Annotated in this window: 18 protein-coding genes; 5 read left to right on the forward strand and 13 right to left on the reverse strand. The window is 69.8% G+C overall.

Annotated elements, in window-relative coordinates; genetic code table 11:
* From pelF to JX613_RS16325, 3 genes are all read left to right on the forward strand, one after another.
* On the forward strand, positions 1-1,596 hold a 1,596-nt coding region (gene pelF / locus JX613_RS16315; protein ID WP_336512319.1), incomplete at its 5' end, for a GT4 family glycosyltransferase PelF.
* Positions 1,596-3,020: an exopolysaccharide Pel transporter PelG gene (pelG, locus tag JX613_RS16320; RefSeq protein ID WP_207102529.1), complete on the forward strand. Its 1,425-nt coding sequence runs from the start codon at positions 1,596-1,598 to the stop codon at positions 3,018-3,020. The genes pelF and pelG, both read left to right, overlap by 1 nt.
* 290 nt (positions 3,021-3,310) lie before the next feature.
* Positions 3,311-4,138: a helix-turn-helix transcriptional regulator gene (locus JX613_RS16325; protein ID WP_207102530.1), complete on the forward strand. Its 828-nt coding sequence runs from the start codon at positions 3,311-3,313 to the stop codon at positions 4,136-4,138.
* Positions 4,139-4,148: 10 nt separating this feature from the next.
* Here JX613_RS16325 and JX613_RS16330 read toward each other — a convergent pair whose 3' ends face one another.
* The 3 genes from JX613_RS16330 to JX613_RS16340 all read right to left on the reverse strand — a co-directional run bounded on the left by JX613_RS16330 (position 4,149) and on the right by JX613_RS16340 (position 7,981).
* On the reverse strand, positions 4,149-5,798 hold the full coding sequence (locus tag JX613_RS16330; RefSeq protein WP_207102531.1) for an ABC transporter permease: 1,650 nt from the start codon (positions 5,796-5,798) through the stop codon (positions 4,149-4,151).
* A 28-nt stretch (positions 5,799-5,826) separates the two neighbouring features.
* Positions 5,827-6,831, reverse strand: coding sequence for a Fe(3+) ABC transporter substrate-binding protein (locus tag JX613_RS16335; protein WP_207102532.1), 1,005 nt, complete (start codon positions 6,829-6,831; stop codon positions 5,827-5,829).
* A 64-nt stretch (positions 6,832-6,895) separates the two neighbouring features.
* A complete protein-coding gene (locus JX613_RS16340) occupies positions 6,896-7,981 on the reverse strand; it encodes an ABC transporter ATP-binding protein (RefSeq protein ID WP_207102533.1) in 1,086 nt (361 codons plus the stop codon).
* 223 nt (positions 7,982-8,204) lie between these two features.
* On the opposite strand from JX613_RS16340, the gene JX613_RS16345 reads away from it, so the two are divergent.
* Both JX613_RS16345 and JX613_RS16350 read left to right on the forward strand, forming a co-directional pair.
* Entirely contained in the window at positions 8,205-8,363 is a 159-nt protein-coding gene (locus tag JX613_RS16345) for a hypothetical protein (RefSeq protein ID WP_207102534.1), read from the forward strand.
* A gap of 129 nt (positions 8,364-8,492) precedes the next feature.
* On the forward strand, positions 8,493-8,654 hold the full coding sequence (locus JX613_RS16350) for a hypothetical protein (RefSeq protein WP_207102535.1): 162 nt from the start codon (positions 8,493-8,495) through the stop codon (positions 8,652-8,654).
* Between the two features lie 454 nt (positions 8,655-9,108).
* Here JX613_RS16350 and JX613_RS16355 read toward each other — a convergent pair whose 3' ends face one another.
* From JX613_RS16355 to JX613_RS16400, 10 genes are all read right to left on the reverse strand, one after another.
* Entirely contained in the window at positions 9,109-10,452 is a 1,344-nt protein-coding gene (locus tag JX613_RS16355) for an MFS transporter (protein WP_207102536.1), read from the reverse strand.
* A 183-nt stretch (positions 10,453-10,635) separates the two neighbouring features.
* Complete coding sequence (locus JX613_RS16360) at positions 10,636-11,685, reverse strand: 4-oxalomesaconate tautomerase (RefSeq protein ID WP_207102537.1); 1,050 nt, start codon at positions 11,683-11,685, stop codon at positions 10,636-10,638.
* Positions 11,686-11,688: 3 nt separating this feature from the next.
* Complete coding sequence (locus JX613_RS16365; RefSeq protein ID WP_207102538.1) at positions 11,689-13,368, reverse strand: tannase/feruloyl esterase family alpha/beta hydrolase; 1,680 nt, start codon at positions 13,366-13,368, stop codon at positions 11,689-11,691.
* Entirely contained in the window at positions 13,361-14,032 is a 672-nt protein-coding gene (locus JX613_RS16370) for a 4-carboxy-4-hydroxy-2-oxoadipate aldolase/oxaloacetate decarboxylase (protein WP_207102539.1), read from the reverse strand. The genes JX613_RS16365 and JX613_RS16370 overlap by 8 nt, the downstream gene beginning before the upstream one ends.
* Positions 14,033-14,036: 4 nt before the next feature.
* Entirely contained in the window at positions 14,037-14,990 is a 954-nt protein-coding gene (locus JX613_RS16375) for a VOC family protein (RefSeq protein WP_207102540.1), read from the reverse strand.
* Positions 14,990-15,724, reverse strand: a complete 735-nt coding sequence (locus JX613_RS16380; RefSeq protein WP_207102541.1) for a PIG-L deacetylase family protein — start codon at positions 15,722-15,724, stop codon at positions 14,990-14,992. Before JX613_RS16380 ends, JX613_RS16375 begins: the two co-directional genes overlap by 1 nt.
* Before the next feature lie 86 nt (positions 15,725-15,810).
* A complete protein-coding gene (locus tag JX613_RS16385) occupies positions 15,811-17,016 on the reverse strand; it encodes a LysR family transcriptional regulator (protein ID WP_207102542.1) in 1,206 nt (401 codons plus the stop codon).
* A 25-nt stretch (positions 17,017-17,041) separates the two neighbouring features.
* Positions 17,042-17,674, reverse strand: a complete 633-nt coding sequence (locus JX613_RS16390; RefSeq protein ID WP_207102543.1) for an ATP-binding cassette domain-containing protein — start codon at positions 17,672-17,674, stop codon at positions 17,042-17,044.
* Entirely contained in the window at positions 17,671-18,399 is a 729-nt protein-coding gene (locus JX613_RS16395) for an ATP-binding cassette domain-containing protein (RefSeq protein WP_207102544.1), read from the reverse strand. The genes JX613_RS16390 and JX613_RS16395 overlap by 4 nt, the downstream gene beginning before the upstream one ends.
* Positions 18,396-19,139 (reverse strand): energy-coupling factor transporter transmembrane component T family protein, encoded by a 744-nt coding sequence (locus tag JX613_RS16400; protein ID WP_207102545.1) that lies wholly within the window; start codon positions 19,137-19,139, stop codon positions 18,396-18,398. The genes JX613_RS16395 and JX613_RS16400 overlap by 4 nt, the downstream gene beginning before the upstream one ends.
* Between the last annotated feature and the right edge of the window lie 4 nt (positions 19,140-19,143).

A 19,143-nucleotide genomic window follows, 5' to 3' on the forward strand; every position in this document is an offset into this window, starting at 1 on the left:
CGCCGCGCCAGCCCCCGCCCCCGCGCGGCCCGCGCTGGCGCGGCCGCCCCGGCTCAAGCGGTATTCCTGCGGGGGGCTGGCATGACCGCCACCGCCCCCGCCGCCCCCGTAGATGTCTGCATCGTGGTCGAGGGCTGTTATCCCTTCATCGCGGGCGGCGTGTCGTCCTGGCTGGACTGGCTGATCCGCACGCAGCCCGGCACCACATTCGGGGTGGTCGCCATCGTGGCCGACGAACGCCCCCGCGACATCCGTTATGACCTGCCGCCGAACGTGCGCCACTTCCAGGTGCTGCCGCTTGCGCCCTGGGCCCGCAAGCCCCGGCTGCGCCGCCCGGCGCTGGACGGCGGCCGCCTGGCTGGCCTGATGCACAAGGTGCTGCGCGAAGGCGACCTGGACGCCTTTGACGGCCTTTTGCGCTTTGTGTCGGAACCCGTGCGGCGCGAACCCTTCGGCTTTCTGGACAGCCCCGCCCCGCCGGACTACAGCGACCTGACCGCCTCGCCCGCGGCCTGGCAGGCGATCACCGAATGCTATCGCCGCATCGCGCCCGAGGCCGCCTTCAGCGATTTCTTCTGGGCCTGGCGCAACCTGGCGGGCAGCCTGCTGGCCATCGCCACCGCGCCGGTCCCGCCCGCGCGGACCTATCACGCGATCTCGACCGGGTATGCGGGCCTTTACGCGGTGCGCGCGGCGCGGGCCGCCGGGCGCACGGCGGCGATCACCGAACACGGCATCTATACCAACGAACGCCGCATCGACCTGGTCATGGCCGACTGGATCGCCGACACCATCGACAGCGGGCTGTCGGGCGACGACGGGCGCACCGATGTGCGGCGGTTCTGGATCGACACCTTTGAATCCTTCGCCCGCATCGCCTATGACGGCTGCCAGCGGATCACCACGCTTTACGGCGCGAACCAGTCCTTCCAGCGGACCCTGGGCGCGGCGGAATCCAAGCTGCAAGTCATCCCCAACGGCATCGCGCTGGAGAAATTCGACGCCATCCGCCCGCAGAAGAACCGCCGCCCCACGGTGGCCCTGATCGGCCGCGTGGTGCCCATCAAGGACATCGAGGCCTATGTCGCCGCCGCCGCCATCGTCCGCCGCGCCATTCCCGACGTGCAGGTGCTGGTGATCGGCCCCACCGACGAGGACGAGGATTACTTCGCCCTCTGCAAGCGCCGCGTGGCGGAACTGGATCTGACCGAGACGGTCCTTTTCACCGGCAAGGTCAACATCATCGACTGGCTGCCCCGGATCGACGTGCTGGTGCTGACCTCCATCAGCGAGGCGCAGCCCCTGGTCCTGCTGGAGGCCGGGGCCGCGCGCATCCCCTGCGTGGCGACCGATGTCGGTTCCTGCCGCGAGATCATCGAGGGCGCGCCGGACGAACACCCGAACCTCGGGCTGGCCGGGCGCGTCGCGCCGCCCATGGACGGCCCCGCCATCGGCCGCGCCATCATCGAGCTGATGGCCGACCCCGCCCTGCGCGCCGCCTGCGGCGACATCCTGCGCCGCCGGGTCGAGACCTATTTCACCTCGGAAATCTCGGCCGCGCGCTATGGGGCGCTGTATGAGGAGCTTGTCGCCTGATGGCCCGCCTCGGCCGCCTGCACGAGTGGCTGCGCGCCCCCGCCGAAGACGCGGAATGGCTGCTGGCCGATCCGCTTCTGGCCTCGGTCCGCCGCTTCGGGGCGGCGATCATCGTGGCCGCCGGGCCCTGGCTGGTGTCGGTGGTGGCGCTGGCGATCATCTCGGTCACAATGACGCCGGTGATGGGGTTCGCGGCGGTCGAGGATCTGCGCCTGACCGTGGTCTATGCCTTCTGCATCGCCCCCCTGGTCGCGGGGCCGGTGGGCGCGGTGGCGGCGCGGCGCATCTCGGCGGCGGTGGATGGGGGCGACACGGCGGGCGTGCCGGACCTGTTCCTGGCGGCGGCGGCGCTGTCGGGGCTGGTCGCCCAGGCCGTCGCGGTGGCGGTCTGCCTGATCCTGGGCATCGGGCCCGCGGGGGTCGCGGCGGGCTTTGTCTTCCTGACGGCCACCGCCGCGCTGCTGTGGACCAGCTTCGCCGTGCTGGCGGCGGTGCGGTCCTATGGCTTCCTGATCGCGGCCTTCACGGGCGGCATGGTCCTGTCGGTGGCCTGCGCCCTTCTGGCCGCCGTCCGCGCCCCCACGACCGAGATCCTGATCTGGTCCTTCGCCGTGGGCCTGTCCTTCTGCGTGGCCCTGTCGATCCGCTTCATCCAGCGGCGCTTCCCGTCGGATTACGGGGCTTTCGCGCAAACGGTCATGGACCTGCTGGCCCAGCTTCGCGCCGGCGCGGTCCTGTGCGCGGGCGTCTTGTTCGCCATCTGCGGGGTCTGGATGGACAAGTGGGTCTTCTGGTTCGGGCCCCAGGGCGTCCGGTCGGCGGCGGGCTTCCTGCATTCCAGCCCTTATGACAGCGTCATGTTCCTGGCGCATCTGTCGGTCATCCCCACCTATGCGGCGCTTTTGGTCTTTCACCATGGCGACCTTGTCGCCGTGATCGAGCGGTTCAAGGCCGCCATCGAGGCCCGGTCCACCTATGGCCTGATCCGCGCCCGGCGCGAGGATCTGGAATGGGTGGCCTGGAACGGGGTGGGCACCATCGTCTCGGTCCAGGCGGCGGTGACGGTGGGCCTGGTGCTGATGTCGCCGCTGCTGGCGAAATCGCTGGATTTCAGCTTCGACCAGTTCCTTATGCTGCGCGTCGGGCTGATCGGGGTGTTCTTCCATTCGGTGATGTTCCTGTGCTGCGCGCTGCTGCTGGTCGCCAACCGCGCGCGCCATTTCGCCATCATGCAGGCGGCGTTCCTGCTGCTGAATCTTTGCATCAGCCTGGTGCTGCACGCGGTGATCGGCATGTCGGCCTATGCCTTCCTGGCAAGTTCGCTGCTGGCAGCGGCGGGCGCGTTCTATGCGTCCTACAAGGCGCTGAACGCCTATGACTATGACTTTTTCCTGGGGGAAAACGATTCCCTTTATCGCGGGTGATTCGGGCGCGATTCGGCGATGCGCCGATCCCATAATCCTCAAGTTGTGTGATTGCCGAATTAATATCTTCATGATTGACACGCGCGCCGGTTAATTCAAGGGCCCTTGAAAACCGTTTGCCGATAATTCCCTGTTCCGCCAGTGATATTAATACCCTGTCATAATCAATATAAAATCGATGACAGGGCTATTCTGCGGCGTTAACCTTTGTTCCCAAGGGATTGGATTTCAACCAAACCCCTTGTTTTACGATTTCGCGTTTCACGCTTGACCGGGGGACACTATAAACCATGGACTCCTCTGCCCTGATCCTGCTCGACCCCAACGAGTTGCGGACGGCGGCCTTCGCGGCCTTTCTGGAACCCTGGGCGCGGCAAGCCGGAACCGGCCTTCATGTCGTCCATGCCCTTGAAGGCCTGGCCTCGTTGCCGGGCCAGGGCGCGCCGGCGGCCTGTCTTTATTCCATCGGCGGCCTGTCGCTTCACGACGAGGAGGTCGGCCAGACCATCGAGCGGCTGCACGCCCTGTTCCCGGACAGCCCGCTGGTGGTCTTTTCGGACGTTCCCGACAGCCAGGAAATCGCCATGGCGGTGTATCTGGGGCTGCGCGGCTTCATCCCGACCACCATGCCGTCCCATGTGGCGCTGGCCGCGATCCAGTTCATCCTGAATGGCGGGACGTATCATCCCCATTCGGCGGCGGCCGCCCGGCCGGCGGCGCAACCGGCCTCGGCGATGATCCGGCATATCGACGACCACCGCACCCCCCGGGCCACGGCGTCCGGCGCGGCCCCGGCGGCATCGTCGCGCCCGTCGCCCATCCAGCGCCCGGGCGGCGACCCGGCCCTGGATCCGCTGACCAAACGGCGCCATATCGAGGTTCTGGAGTTCCTGGCCCAAGGCGAAACCAACAAGGAAATCGCCCGCCACCTGAACCTGACCGAGGCCACCATCAAGGTCTATGTCCGCGAGCTGATGCGCCATTTCGGGGCCAAGAACCGGATGCAGGTCGCGCTGAAGGCATCCGCCGCCTACGAGGCCGAGGCGGCCCCCGCCACCCTCAGGGATCTGCCCCCGCCGCCCATGGCCGGGGTCTTCTCGGGGGCGGGCGCCCGGTGATCGGGGGGCCTCAGGCGGGGGCGCGGCCCACGCGGGCCAGCAGGATCACGGGCAGGATGCCCACCGCGACGATGGCCAGGGCGGCGATGGCCGCTTCCTCATAGGTGCCGCGGGCGGCCTCGCCGTAAAGATGGGTCGCCAGCGTCTCGAAATTGAGGGGGCGCAGCAGCAGGGTCGCGGACAGTTCCTTCATGCAATCGACGAAGACCAGCAGCCCCCCTGCCGCCAGGGCCGCGCGCGACAGCGGCAGGTGGACATGGCGCAGCGTGCTGCCGATGCCATGGCCCAGCGTGCGCGCCGCCTGGTCATAGCTGCGCGGGATGCGGGTCAGCCCCGCCTCGACCCCGCCGATGGAAATCGCCAGGAACCGCGCCAGATAGGCATAGCCCAGGGCCAGCCCCGACCCGATCAGCACCAGGCCGGGGTCGATGTCGAAGGCCGCCCTGGCGGTGCGCCCGATCCAGCGGTCCAGGCCGCCGGCGGCGATCAGGATGCCAAGCGCCAGGATCGTCCCCGGCATGGCATAGCCCAGGGACGCGACGCGGTGGATCGCCCCCATGCCGCGCTGCGGGAAAAGCCGCGCGGCCAGCGCCACGACCAGCCCGCAGGCCAGCACGGCAGCGGTGGCCAGGGCCGACAGGACAAAGGTGTTCTGCGCCTCGGCCCAAAGGCGGGGTGACAAGCCCGCGAACCGGAACCGCTCCCACGCCTCGACGGCCAGATAGGCGGCGGGCAGGACGAAGCCCAGCACCACGGGCAGCAGGCAGAGGCACAGCGCCCCCCAGCGGGCGGGCCCGGCCAGCGGCTGGCGGGCCATGGGGCGGGCGCGTTGCGCGCTGACGGAATAGCGTTGCTTGCGCCGCGCCCATCGCTCGATCGAGATCAGCGCGACCACCAGCACCAGCATCGCCAGCGCGATCTGCGACGCCCCCGCCAGATCCGACCGCGTGACCCAGGTCGTATAGACGGAAATCGTCAGCGACCGCACGCCCAGGAACTCGGACGCGCCGATGTCGTTCAGCGTTTCCATCAGCGCCAGGCTGACCCCCACGGCGATGGCGGGGCGCGCCAGCGGCAGGGCGACGCGGTGGAAGATCTGGCGGCGCGTGGTGCCGAGGGTATGGGCGACCTCGACCAAATTCGCGGCCTGCGTCAGGAACATCGCCCTGACCGGCAGATAGACATAGGGGTAAAGCACCAGGCCCAGAAGCAGGATCGCCCCGGTCATGGACCGGATGTCGGGCAGGCGGAAATCGCGCGGGCTGTCGTAACCCAGCACGGCGCGGATCGCCGACTGGAACGGCCCCAGCGGATGCAGCATGTCCAGATAGGCATAGGCGACGATATAGGTGGGCACCGCCAGCGGCAGCAGCAGCGCCCATTCCAGCATCCGCCGCCCCGGGAAATCGTAAGCCGTCACCAGCCAGGCGACGCCCGTGCCGATCCCCGCCGTCAGCACGCCCACCCCCGCCATCAGCAGCGCCGTCTGCGCCAGCGCATGGGGCAGGACATGGCGCGCCAGATGCGACCACAGCCCGTCCGATCCCTGCGCCGCCTGCCAGCCAAGCGCCAGCACCGGCACCAGGACCAGCCCCGCGATCACCAGGCTGGCCGCAACCCAAGACCCCCCGCGCAGGCGGAGGGCCGGAAGTGTCGGCAAAACGGAACGGCGGCGGGGCCCGGCCCCGTCAGTTGTCAAAGCCAACGCGATCGACCAGTTCGCTGGCCTGCTGGCGGTTCTTCACGATGTCGGTCAGCGGCAGCGGATCGACCTTGAGGTCGCCGAACGAGGCGATGATCGGGTCGATGGCCGCGCCCGCCTTGACGGGGTATTCGTAATTCGCCTCGGCATAGATTTTCTGCGCCTCGTCGGAGACCAGGAATTCCAGCAACTGCACCGCCTGGTCGCGGTTGGGCGCGTGTTTCGCCACCGCCGCGCCGCTGATGTTGACGTGGGTGCCGCCGTTCTCGAAGGTGGGCAGGATCACCTTGATCGCCTCGCCCCAGGCCTTCTGGTCCTCGCCCCCCTTGCCCGACCGCATCAGGCCCACGTAATAGCTGTTGGCGATGGCGATGTCGCAGATGCCGCCAAGAATGTCCTTGGCCCCGTCGCGGTCGCCGCCGCCCGCCTGCCGCGCCAGGTTGGTCTTGAGGCCCGTCAGCCATTCTTCCGTCGCCGCCGCGTCGTGATGGGCCATGAAGGCGGAAAACAGCGCGGTGTTGTAGGGGTGCTGGCCGGACCGGATGCAGATGCGGCCCTTCCATTCGGGATTGGCCAGATCCTCGTAGGTGATGGCGTCCAGGTCCAGGTCGCTGGCCGCATAGACCACGCGGGCGCGCATCGACAGGGCGAACCACTGGTTGCCGGGATCGCGCAGGTTTTCCGGCACCGCCGCTGCCAGCACCTCGGATTCGACCGGCTGCGTCAGGCCCTTGTCCACCAGGTCGGCCAGGTTGCCCGCATCCACCGCCATCAGCAGGTCGGCGGGCGAGCTTTCGCCCTCGGACGCGACCCGTTCGGCCAGCCCGTCCTTGAGAAAGACCGTGTTGACCTTGATGCCGGTGGAGTCGGTGAAGGCCGCCAGCAGCGGCTCGACCAGGCCCGGCTCTCGCGAGGTGTAAAGGTTCAGTTCCTGGGCCTCGGCCGCGCCTGCGGCCAGGCTGGCCAGGACAATGACGGATGCAAGTTTCATGATGTCCCCCAAGGTTGCCGGCAAAGACATAGGCCAGGGGGCGACGGTTAGTCTAGTGTTTTTCTCAGCTATCCGGCTGGACGGCGGCGGCGTCCCGCCCGTCGTCGGGAAAGACGTGGATCTGCGCGCCGTTCAGTTGCAGGCTGACCTTTTCGCCGACCGCCATGGGGATGCGGAAATGCGAATGCATCCGCAGGGTCTGCGCCAGCGGATGGACCATGATGTCGATCTGTTCGCTTTCGCCGGTAAAGGTCTTGGCCACCACGCGGGCCGAAATGCCCTGCCCGTCGGGCCCGATGGACAGGGCCTGCGGGCGGATGCAGGCCAGGGCCAGCGCGCCGTCGGGCAGATCCAGGGGGGCCGGGAAGGTGCCGATGGGCGTTTCGATCCGGCCCCCCGACCAGATGCCGGTCAGGCGGTTGCAGGGGCCCATGAACTCGGCCGCATAGGGGGACCGGGGGCGGTCATAGATCTCGAAGGGGGTGCCCACCTGCTCGATCCGGCCCGCGCGCATCAGCACGATCAGGTCGCCCACCGACAGCGCCTCTTGCGGGTCGTGGGTGACGATGATCGCGGTGGTGCCGGTCCGGCGCAGGGTGTCCACCGTTTCGCGCCGCACCTTTTCGCGCAGGCCCTGGTCCAGGTTGGAAAACGGCTCGTCCATCAGCAGGATCGCGGGTTCGGGGGCCAGCGCCCGAGCCAGCGCCACGCGCTGCTGTTCGCCGCCCGACAGGGAATGGGGGTAACGGTCCAGCAGATGCGCGATGCCGATGCGTTGGGCCACCTGCGCCACGCGCGCGCGGCGGGCGGGCCCGGGCAGGGCGCGCAACCCGAAGGCCAGGTTGTCCGCGACCGACAGGTGCGGGAACAGGGCATAGTCCTGGAACATGAAGCCGATCCGGCGGTCCTCGGGTTCCACGAAGCGGCGGGGGCCGACGATTTCGGCCCCGTTCACGCGGATGCGGGCGCCGGGATCGGGGCGGTCCACGCCGGCGATGATCCGCAGCAGGGTCGATTTGCCGCAGCCCGATTGCCCCAGCAGGCAGGTGATCCGCCCCGCCGGGATCGCCAGCGAGATGTCCGACAGCACCGCCCTGCCATCGAAATGGCGCGACAGGGCTTCAAGCTCCAGCGAGGATGCCGGTTCCATGCACAGCCTTTCCGTTCGCGGCCACGAGCGGGCCCGCCCTTCGGTGCTTATGCGATCCGGGGGGCGTTCTCCAGCCCGGGCGTGCAAGGAAACCTGCCGAGGGTTGTGCCGCGTCCTTGCGGTTTTATCCCGCCCGGGTCTGCCGGGAATTTGCAATGAAACAATCGTGGTTTGACGTGATCCGATGGCACAAAACCGCTTGGGATTATCCTTTCGGCGGCAATTGCTCATCAAGCACGATCTCGATTTCATCCTGAAGCAGATCAAGATCGCCGAGGCCCATGCCGCTGGCACGCCGCTGGATGAAATCCGCGTGAACGCCCAGGGCAACGTGGTTGCGACCGGCGGCACGCTGGCCATCAGCAACCCGCTGGTGCCCTAGGGCCTGCGCACGGTCGATGGCAGCTGCAACAACCTGACCAAGGGGCGCGAGGAATGGGGTCCGGCCGACCAGCCCTTCATCCGCGTCACCCAGCCGATCTGGCGCAACGAGGCCCATGACGAAATGCCCATGGAGGGCTATCTGCCCGGCAACAACAACAACTACGGCGCGCCCAGGACCGAGGGCGTGGTGGATGCCGATCCGCGCATCATCTCGGACCTGATCGTGGACCAGACGCTGGGCGATCCGGCGGCGGTTTATGCCGCGCTGATGCACGCGGGCCGCCCCTAACCCAAGCGCAGCTGGCCGCCATCCACGCCGGCCTGGCCGATGCCGCGACCGGGGCCATCGTGCGCGACATGACCGCGCAGATCGGAAACGAGATCGACGAATTCGTCACCCATACCTTGCGCAACCCGCTGGTCGGCATCCCGCTGGACCTGGCGGCGATCAACATCGCGCGGGGCCGCGACGCGGCCATGAACCTGGTCTTCGGCGATGGCGATGACAGCGACGGCGTCACCATCCGGGGCGTGACCTATACCGACCGGAAAGACTTCCTCAATGCGACGGGGGCCTATGCGGGCGGCAAGCTGGGCGGGCTGGAAGATGTGGACCTGTGGATCGGCGGCCTGGCCGAGAAGCACCCTGACGGCCAGCGACCTCATCCTGTAACCGGGGCGAAGGAACCGCCGCAAAGACCCGGGCCGGGGGCGCCGCATCGCGCCCCCGGCCCGGCCATGCGTCAGGCCGAGGCGACCGCCCGCTGCCCCGCCCCCCGGCCGATCCCCGACACCGTGATCGCCGCCGCCGCCAGCGCGGCAGGCACCGCCAGTACGCAGAAGATGGTGGTGAAATCCCAGCCAAAGCCCAGCAGCACCCCGCCGATCGAGGATCCGAGGATCGAGCCCAGGCGGCCCACCCCCAGCATCCAGCTGACCCCCGTGGCCCGCATTGCGGTGGGATAGCAGGTCGGCGCATAGGCATTGAGCCCGGTCTGCCCGCCGCTCATGCAGAAGCCGACAAGGCCCACCGTCAGCGCCAGCAGCGCCGTCTGCAACCCGCCCATGCCCAGCAGGATCAGCGCGCCGCCGCCCAGCAGATAGGCCAGCGCGATGGACCGGGTGGCGCCGAACCGGTCCATGGCCAGCCCCACCAGGATCGCGCCCGCCGTGCCGCCCAGCTGGAACATCGCCGTGACATTGGCCGCGCGGTCCACCGGCAGGCCCGCGTCGCGGATCATCGTGGGCAGCCAGCTTGTCGTCAGATAGATGACCAGAAGCCCCATGAAATAGCAGACCCACAGCGCAAAGGTCCGCAGCGCGAAGGGCCTGGTGAACAGCGCCGCCACCGGCTGCCTGGCGGCCAGTTTCTCCTCGGCTAGGGCAAAGCGCGATACGCCCCCCAGATCCGCGCCGATGACGCGGCCCAGGACCCGGCCCACGGCGGGCATCGGCCGCCCGCGCACCACCATGAAGCGCGCCGATTCCGGCAGCGCGAACAGCATCACCAGCCACAGCGCCAGCGGGATCGCCGCGCCGAAATGCAGCACCGACTGCCAGCCCCAGCGGGGCAGCATGAAGGCCGCGATGAAGCCGATGATGGCGGACCCGAGGTTGAAGCCCGTGAACATCGCGGCCAGGATGAAGGACCGCGACCGCTGCGGGACGTATTCCGACAACAGCGTCGTGGTGTTGGGCATCGCCGCCCCCAGGCCAAGCCCGGTCGCAAAGCGCAGCAGCGCCATGTCCGTGGGCGTGCGGGCCAGCGCCGTCAGCCAGGTCATCACGCCAAAAGCAAAGACCGAGGCCAGCAGCACCTTGCGCCGCCCCAGGTAATCCGAGGACGAGCCCGCGAAGATCGCCCCAAGCGCCAGCCCGATGGGCGCCGCCGCCATCACAAGGCCGAAGCCCGCGCGCGAGATGTCCCATTGCTCGATGATGGCGGGGGCCAGGAAGCCCATGACCGCCACGTCCATGCCGTCGCAGAAGACGATGGCAAAGCACAGCGCCGTCAGCATCCATTGCCGCGACGACATGGGCCGCGTGTCGATGAACGACTGTATCTCAAGGGTGTCAGAAGTCTGCATGAAGTCCTCCTCTTGCGGGCACGACCCTCCGGCCCGGAACGATCCACCCTGGTGTGTGACCTCCCGCCTCTCTCCCCGAGGCGGGGTTTTGCCTGACCGACCATGCCGGACCGGCGCGTCAGGGCCTATTGCGAAACCGGGCCATGTCCATAAGTTTTGGCTATGGCACGGGTCGCGCAACTCTCATGGGAAGACCCATCCGTCCATGATCTTGCGGGCGGTGCGCAGGGTGCCTGCGCCGGTGACGGTGCCTTGGGCGTCCTGGTCGACCAGCACTTCGGCGGCGCCGGTCGGGTGTTCGATGAGGAAGCGGTTGTTGGTGGGCAGGTGCGCCAGATCCGCCGCCGGGCTGCCGGGCAGGGTGCAGGCGGTGGCGACGCTGACGGCGGCAAAGACGCCGATGGACGCATGGCAGCGATGCGGGATGAAGCTGCGGGTGGCGATGGTTCCCCCTGCCGTGGGGGCCGAGACCAGCGTCATCTTGGGCACGGATTTCTGCGCCACGTCGCCCAGCTTCATCAGCGGGCCTGCCTTCAGGCGGATTGCCTCGATGCGGGCCTTCAGGGCGGCATCTGCGTCCAGGGCGTCGCGGCTTTCCTGGCCGGTCAGGCCAAAGTCGCTGGCCCGCAGGATCACGCAGGGCATCCCGTTGTCGATCAGCGTGCAGGCCACGCCCTCGATCACGTCCACCGCCCGCCCGGTGGGCAGCAGCGCCCCGCACATGGATCCCGCGATGTCCTGGAACATCAGCGGCACGGGCGCGGCCGTCCCCGGCACCCCGTCGATGCGCGCCTCGCCCGCATAGGTCACGCGCCCGCCCGGCGTCCGGACGCGGGCCAGCGCGACCTCGCCCGTGTTCAGCATGTGGATGCGCACGGGGGTCTCATGGTCCCGCGCCGCGACCAGGCCGCGCTCGATGGCGGCGGGGCCGACGCCCGCCAGGATGTTGCCGCAGCCCTGCGCGTCCGACACCAGCGCCTGGTCTACGAAGACCTGCAGGAACAGGTAGTCCACATCCGCGTCCGCGCGAGAGGAGGGCGACAGCACCGCCACCTTCGAGGTCAGCGGATCCCCCCCGCCGATGCCGTCGATCTGGCGCGGATCGGGGCTGCCCATGATCCGCAGCAGCAGGGCGTCTCGCGCGCGGGGGTCGGCGGGCAGGTCGCGGGCCAGCAGATAGGCCCCCTTCGAGGTGCCGCCCCGCATCCACAGGCAGGGAATGCCGTCGGTCATGGCTTACTCCACGGGGGTAAAGGGCGTGAACAGGTCGGCGCCGGGCCAGTCGCGGGTGGCGACGATGGCCGCGTCCGGGCCGCGGGTCCAGCTTTCGGCGCGGGTCGGGTCGGCGCCGGGCTCCAGCGCGGCGGTGGCGGGCCAGGGCCAGACCGGGCGCGTCATGGGGGGCAGGGGCGCGACGCCCAGATCCGTCATGGGCGGCATGGCGGCGCGCGCTTCACCGCCGTCCGGCTGGCCGAAGCTGGAGGTTTCGGCGGTGCTGGCGGTCAGGATGGCGTCAGGCGCCGTGCCGCCTTCGACCCAGGCCATCATCGGCGTCAGCAGGTCCAGGTTGGACGGCCCCTGCCCGCCGCCGCAATGGCCGACGCCGGGCAGCAGATACAGGCGCTCGAACCCCGCGACGGTATCGGCGCCCATGGTGCCCAGCATCCCCTTGTGCAGGGCCAGGGTGTTGGCGGGGGCGATATGCGGGTCGGCCAGGCCATGCCACAGGATCAGCTTGCCGCCCGAGGCCTGGAAGGCCGAGAGATCCGGGCTGGTCGCGTCGAACAGCGCATGGCGCGCGCGCAGGTCGTCCAGCGTGGCCGTGGTGAACGCCAGATCGTCCAGGGTCATGTCGGGCCGGGCGGGATCAAAGGCCAGATAGCGCAGCACCGGATCCGCGATCATCGCGCTGAAGGGCTGCCGGTCGGGACTGTCGGGCACCAGGACGCCCTGCCAGTTCAGCTCGGACCCCGGCAGTTGCTGGCCGGGCGTCAGCGGCGCGCCGGTGGCCGTGTCGCGCGGGCCGTCATAGACCTTGGCGGCGACGGCGGCCTCGGGCGCGGTCAGGCAGTCGCCGGCCTGCCCCTCCTTGCAGACCAGGGTCGCGGGGTCGAAGGCGCAGGCGGCGGGCTGGCTGATCAGCCCGTCCCGGGCCCCGTCCGTGCCGTCGCAGGCAGCGATCACGGCGCGGTGCAGCAGGGGCAGCTTGTCCGACAGCAGGATCGGCTTGCCGTCCGCGCCGGTGTTCGCGCGCGCCAGCCAGCCGTGATGCAGGGTGTTCTGGACCTGGAACAGCATGGCGGGCGCGCCCGCAACGATGCCGTCGAAGTCGTCGGGAAAGCGCATCGCCTCCATGATCGCCTCGCGCCCGCCGTCCGAGCAGCCGTTGAAATAGCTGTATCGCGTATCCTGGCCGTAGAAGGCGCGGATCAGCGCCTTGGCGGCCAGGGCAGTGATGTGCTGGGCGCGCCAGGCGAAGTCGCGGCGCTGCCCGTCGTCCAGCCCCCATTCGCCCCCTTGACCGGTGTGACCCATGTCGGTGGCGGCCATGACGAAGCCGCCGTCGTTCAGCACCGTGCAGCCGCTTGACGCACCCGATTGCAGCGTGATCCGCCCGCACAGCCCGCCGCAGCCGACCTGGAGGTAACGCTGCGTCCAGGTCTCCAGCGGCAGCAGCACCTGGAAGGTCACCTGCGGCGCAAGCCTGCCGGTGACGGAACAGACGGGGATGCCGTCGCTGGTGGTCTGGGTGGCTTCGGTGACGGTGCTGCCCTCGCCGCCAAGGACGGTCAGGTCGATCCGGGCCAGGTCCGCGCAGGCCATGACCGGGGCGACCGGGGCCAGGCCGGCGGGGGCGGCGCTTGCTGCCAGGGGCAGGCCCAGGATCAGCGCGGCAAGCGCCAGGACCCTAGACATAGCGCAGCCCCTTTTCCTCCAGCCGCCCGCGCATGTCGTAGATGTCGAGGCCCAGTTCCCCCGCAGCCAGGCGCTGGCGCTTGGCTTCCTCGGCCTCCATGCGCTTGCGGGCCGCGGCCAGCACCGTGTCGGCATCCGCGCGGCGCACCACGCAGACGCCGTCGTCGTCGGCCACGATCACGTCGCCCGCCTCGACCAGCTGGCCCGCGCAGACGACCGGCACGTTGACGGACCCCAGCGTTTCCTTGACCGTGCCTTGGGCACTGATGGCGCGCGACCAGACGGGAAAGCCCATCTGGGTCAGGTCGCGGATGTCGCGCACGCCCGCGTCGATCACCAGCCCCCGGCAGCCCCGCGCCATGGCCGAGGTCGCCAGCAGGTCGCCGAAATAGCCGTTGTCGCAAGGCGAGGTCGGCGCCAGCACCAGGATGTCGCCCTCCCGCAACTGCTCGATGGCGACATGGACCATCCAGTTGTCGCCCGGAGGCGCGCTGATGGTGACCGCCGATCCCGCGATGCGGGCGCCGGGGTAGATCGGGCGCATGGAACTGGCCAGGCAGCCGATGCGGCCCTGCGCCTCGTGGACGGTGGCAACGCCTGCCTCGGCCAGGCCCGCGATGGTGGTGGCGCTGGCGCGCTGGATGGTCTGGACGACTGTCGCCATGGTGTCAGCCTTTCTTCACCGGCGGAGTGCCGTGGGTGTGGAAGGTCTCGATGGTCTTCAGGCCCCAGGCCTGGCCCTTCTTGCGATCCGCCTCGGTCCAGACGACGGGCTGCCAGTCGGGGGCCAGGATCAGGCGCGCGCCGGAATTGGCCAGTTCCACCCGGTTGCCCGCCGGTTCCCAGACATAGAGGAAGAACGTCCCCTGGATGGCGTGCTTGTGCGGCCCCGTCTCGATATGGACACCGTTCTGCAAAAAGATGTCGGCGGCGCGCAGGATGTCCTCGCGCTGGTCGGTGGCGTAGGTGACGTGGTGCAGGCGCCCCTGGCCTCCGCCATGCTCCTCGGTGCAGGCGAGGTCGTAGGTCTTGTTGTTGACCGTGAACCAGCAGCCGCCGATGCGCCCGTTGTCCAGCTGGATGTATTCCGTGACCCGGCTGCCCAGGCAGGTTTCCATGAAGCGGCGGAACTCGGTCACGTCGCTGGACAGCAGGTTCAGGTGGTCCAGCCTGCGTGGTGCTGCGCCGGTGAAGGCGCTGGCGGTGTTCTTCAGGGCCGCGCGTTCGGCATCCTGCCGGGGCTGGTACCAGACGGTGTCGTAATAGATCTCGAAGACATGGCCGAAGGGATCCTCGAAGCGGAAGGCGCGGCCGTGGCTCTGGTCGCCCTCGATCCAGCCGTGAACGTTGTAGCCCGAGGCCTCGATGGCCGCGACCCGCCGCTCCAGCGCCTCGGGCGAGGCGGCGCGATAGGCGATATGGCCCACGCCCGTCCGGTCCGCCCGCGTCAGCTTCAGGGACGCATGTTCATAATCGTCCCACGCCCGCAGATAGGCGCTGTTCTCGTCCTGTTCCGACAGCGTCAGCCCATAGATGCGGGTGAAGAAGTCCAGGCTTTCCTCGAAGCGGTCGGTCAGCATCTCGACATGGGCGAGATGGGCGATGTCGAAGCAGTGTTCCATCAGAGTTCATCCACCGTGCGCGGGAAAACCGACTGGAAGCCTTCCGCATATGTCGCCTTGCGCCCGCCGGACTGCCCGCCCGAATTGCGCATGAAGTGGTTGGCGCGGTTCTCGGCCACGCGGGTGTAATACTCCCACAGGTGTTCCTGGCCTGCCATGCACTCGATGGCGGCGCGCTTGCGGTCCCAGACGGGGGTGATGTCCAGGAAGGTGTCGGGCTTCCAGCCCATCTGCTCGGTCTGGTGCGGCTCGAAGAGATACAACTGCGGCGCGCCCAGCACCTTTTCGCCCGGGTTGTGGCCCCAGGCCTGGGCGATCATCCGGGCCTCCAGCGCCACTTGCGTCGCATACATGTGGTCGGTGTTGTAGGGATCATACTGGCTGTGGCTCAGCATGAAGGCGGGCTGGACCTTGCGGATCACGTCCACCAGCCGGAACTTGTCGTCGGGCGTCAGGTGCAGGGGATAGTCGCCCAGGTCGAACTCGATCAGGTCATGGACACCAAGCGCGGCGGCGGCCTTTTCCGACTCCTTGCGGCGGGCGGATTTCACCCGCTCCAGCGTCATGCCGGGTTCCTTCCACAGCCTGGCGCTTTCGCCCCGCTCGCCGAAGGACAGGCAGACGACGGTCACCTCGTAACCCATCCGGGCGTGCAGCGCGATGGCGCCCCCGCAGCGCCACACGAAGTCGGCGGCATGGGCCGAAATGACAAGGGCGGTCTTGGCGTCGGACATGGTCCCCTCCTGAAACGTTGGCGGGAATTTGGCCGACAGGGGCGGGACCGGCAAATCCGAAGCGTGCCGGAAGGCATAAGTTTATGCTATGACGGCGCGGTCTTGGCCCCTTCGGGCGGGTGCAGGCCCGCCTGGACCAGCCGGGCCGCCGTGTCGCGCAGCAGGTCAAGAAAGGCGCTTTGCGCCCGCGTCGGCTCCCACCCGGCGCGGGTGGTGATGCCGATGGGCCGCATGGCATGGGGCAGGCGCAGGGGCAGGATCGCCAAGGCGTCGGCCTCGATCTCGGCCTGCATCCGGGACAGGCCGCCCAGGTGATCGCCTTGGCGCAGGATCTCGCGCAGGGTGATGACCGAGGATGTCTCGATCACATCGGCGGGCGGATGACCGGCGAAGGCCGCCTCAAGGATGGCGCGCAGGGGCGTCGACCGGCGCGGCATCACCCAGGGGCAAGAGGCGAGCGCCCGGATATCCAGCCCGGCCCCCCGGGCCAGGGGGTGATCGCGGCGGGCCACCACCACCACCTCGTCGTCGAACAGGCGTTCCTGGGCGATGTCCTGGATGGGGCTTGGCAGGCGCAGGGCGCCCAGCATCATGTCGATCTCGCCCCGGCGCAGGCCGCCCAGCAATTCGTCATAGCGCCCTTCGATGACCTGGAAGGGAAAGCCGGGGCGCGCGCGCCGGAACGCCAGGATCGCGCGGGGCAGCCAGCCCGACCGCGACAAGGGCAGCGCGCCGATCACGATGCGCCCGACCTCGCGCCCGCCCAGGGTGGCCAGGTCGGCCTCGGCCTGGTCCAGTTCCGCCATCGCCAGCCGCGCGGCCTGCGCCAGGTGCAGCGCCGCCCGGGTCGAGATCAGGCCATGGGCCGTGCGCTGGAAGAAGTCCGTGCCCGCCGCCTGTTCCAGCATCGTGGTCGAGCGGTGGACGGTGGGCTGCGCCAGCCCCAGGCGATGCGCGGCCAGGGTGAAGTTCCCGGTCTCGGTCACGGCGATCAGGGCCGCCAGCTGCGGCCAGGTGGCCTGGACGCGCACCGCGCGGTCCATGTCGGCCATGGCCCCGTCCAGCATCCGCAGCGCGCGGGCGGCGCGCCGGTGCAGCATCTCGCCCGCCTCGGTCAAAAACAGGCCCTGGGGGCTGCGCCGGAACAGCGCATGGCCGCTGTCGCGCGCCAGCTTGGCCATGGCCTGCGTGACGGCGGGCTGAGAGACATGGCTGTCCGCCGCCGCCTGCGTCACCGAATGGCTGCGCCCAAGGGCCAGGAACATCCTCAGATGGCGGATACTGGCGGTCATCGGCCCTTCCCTGCTGGCGCGCAGGTTACGGCCGCCCCGGCGCGCGGGCAAGCGGCGTTCCCCCTTGGGCGGCCAGGTCGATCACGCGCCCGGCGGTCCGGCGGATGAAATCGGCATCGTGGCTGACCAGAAGCACCGCCGCGCCGCGCGCCGCCTCGGCCCCGATGGCCGCCTGAAGGCGCGCCCGGTAAAGGCGGTCAAGCCCGCGCTGCACCTCGTCCAGCAGCAGGACCGGCGGGCGATGCGCGATGGCCGAGGCAAGGCCGACCAGGCGCCGCGCCCCCGCGTCCAGGTCCAGCGGATGCCGCGCGGCAAGCGCCCCTAGCCCCAGTTGCGCCAGCGCCTGCCGGGCGACCGCGCGCGGATCGGGCAGGCCCAGCATCCGGGGCGTCACCGCCACCTCGTCCTCGACCGTGCTGCACAGGACATGGCGGTCCGCGCTTTGCATGACCGCGCCGATCCACCCCTGCCCGGCGATCACGATCCTGCCGCGCTGCGGGGTTTCCAGCCCGGCGATCAGGCGCAGAAGCGTGGTCTTTCCCGACCCGTTCGGCCCCACGATCGCGGTGACGCTGGCCCCGGGAAAGGCCCCGTCCAGCCCCGCGAAGATGCGGCGGCCGTCGGGCCAGGCGAAATGCAGATCCTCGACCCGGATCACGGCGCGGGCCCCGCATCGGGCAGCAGGATCGCGGGCGGCAGGGGGGCGGTCCGCAATTCTTCCCCGGTCAGGGGCGCGCCCAGGCTGCCCGCGTCCAGGATGCGGAAGCGGCCGATCAGGCCCGCCATCCAGTCGAAACAGCCGATATCCAGCACGACCACCGCCATCCGCGCCGACAGCGCGCCCAGATGGCCCGCCAGCCTGTCGCGCGTTTCCGCGTCCAGGTCGGTCATCGGCTCGTCCAGGATCAGCAGCCCCGGGCGCATCGCCAGCGCCCCGGCCAGGACCACGCGCTGCGTCTCGCCCCCCGAAAGCCTGCGGCAATCGCGGTGGGCCAGGGCGGCCAGATCCAGCAGCGCCATCGCCTCGTCCACGCGGTCGGCGATGGCGGCGGGGGGCAGGCCCAGGTTTTCCGGGCCGAAGGCGATCTCCTCGCGCACGGTGAAGGCGCGCCCGCTGAGTTGCAGATGCGGGCGCTGCGCGACGCATTGAACGGCCGCCACCCGTTCGGCGCGGCCGAGCGTGCGCCAGTCGCGGCCGTCGCAGGTGACGGTTCCCCGCCCCTCCAGCCTGCCGCCCAGGCAGCGGCCCAGCGTCGTCTTGCCCGAGCCGTTGCCGCCCAGGATCGCCAGCCGGTCGCCCGGCCCCAGGGTCAGGTCGACGCCCGTGAAGACCTCCGGGCCCCCCGGCCAGGCGAAGGCAAGGTCGCGGAAGGCGAAGATCACAGCAGCAGCATCCCGAACTGCACCAGCGCCAGCCCCACCAGCCCGCGCCGCAGCCGGACCTCGGCCCGGCTTTCCACCGGCGGGTCCAGCAGGCTGCGGCGGGGCAAGGCGCGGAAGCCGCGCATGTCCAGCAGTTCCGCCCGCATGGGCGCGTCGGTGATCAGGTTGCGCACCAGGGGCGTGGTCATCGCCCCCAGATGCCGCAGCCGCCCCCGGATCCCCCGGCCCCGCAGGCCGCGCAGGTGCAGGCTGTCGCGGACCTGGCGGATTTCCTCGGCAATCGCCTCGATCATGGAAAGGGGGGCGGTCAGAAGATAGGACACGGTCGGCGGCAGCCCCGCCGCGTCCAGCGCGCGGGCCAGATCGCCCGGGCGGGTGGTCATCACGAAGACCAGCCCGGCGGCCAGGATCAGCGAAAGGCGCAGGAAGACCAGGGCGGCATGGGCCATCCCCTCGGGGTAATAGGCCAGCGCGCCAAGCCGCGCGGGCGCGCCGCGCGGAACCAGCATCCCCTGGACGATTGCCAGCGCGATCCCCGTGGGCACCATCAGCGCCCCGACGCGGGCCAGCAGGATGCGCCCGATCCCCAGCAGGAACCCCCCGGCCAGGGCGGCGGCCAGCCCCGCCAGCAAAACCGGCGCGGGCCACAGCGGCAGCATGGCCGCCACCGCCAGCACCAGCGCAAGCTTCGTCAGGGGGCTGGCGCAGTGAAAGCTGCGGCGCGCCGCGTCCGGGCCCATCGGG

It is taken from the genome of Paracoccus shandongensis, from assembly GCF_017315735.1.
Classification (GTDB): domain Bacteria; phylum Pseudomonadota; class Alphaproteobacteria; order Rhodobacterales; family Rhodobacteraceae; genus Paracoccus; species Paracoccus shandongensis.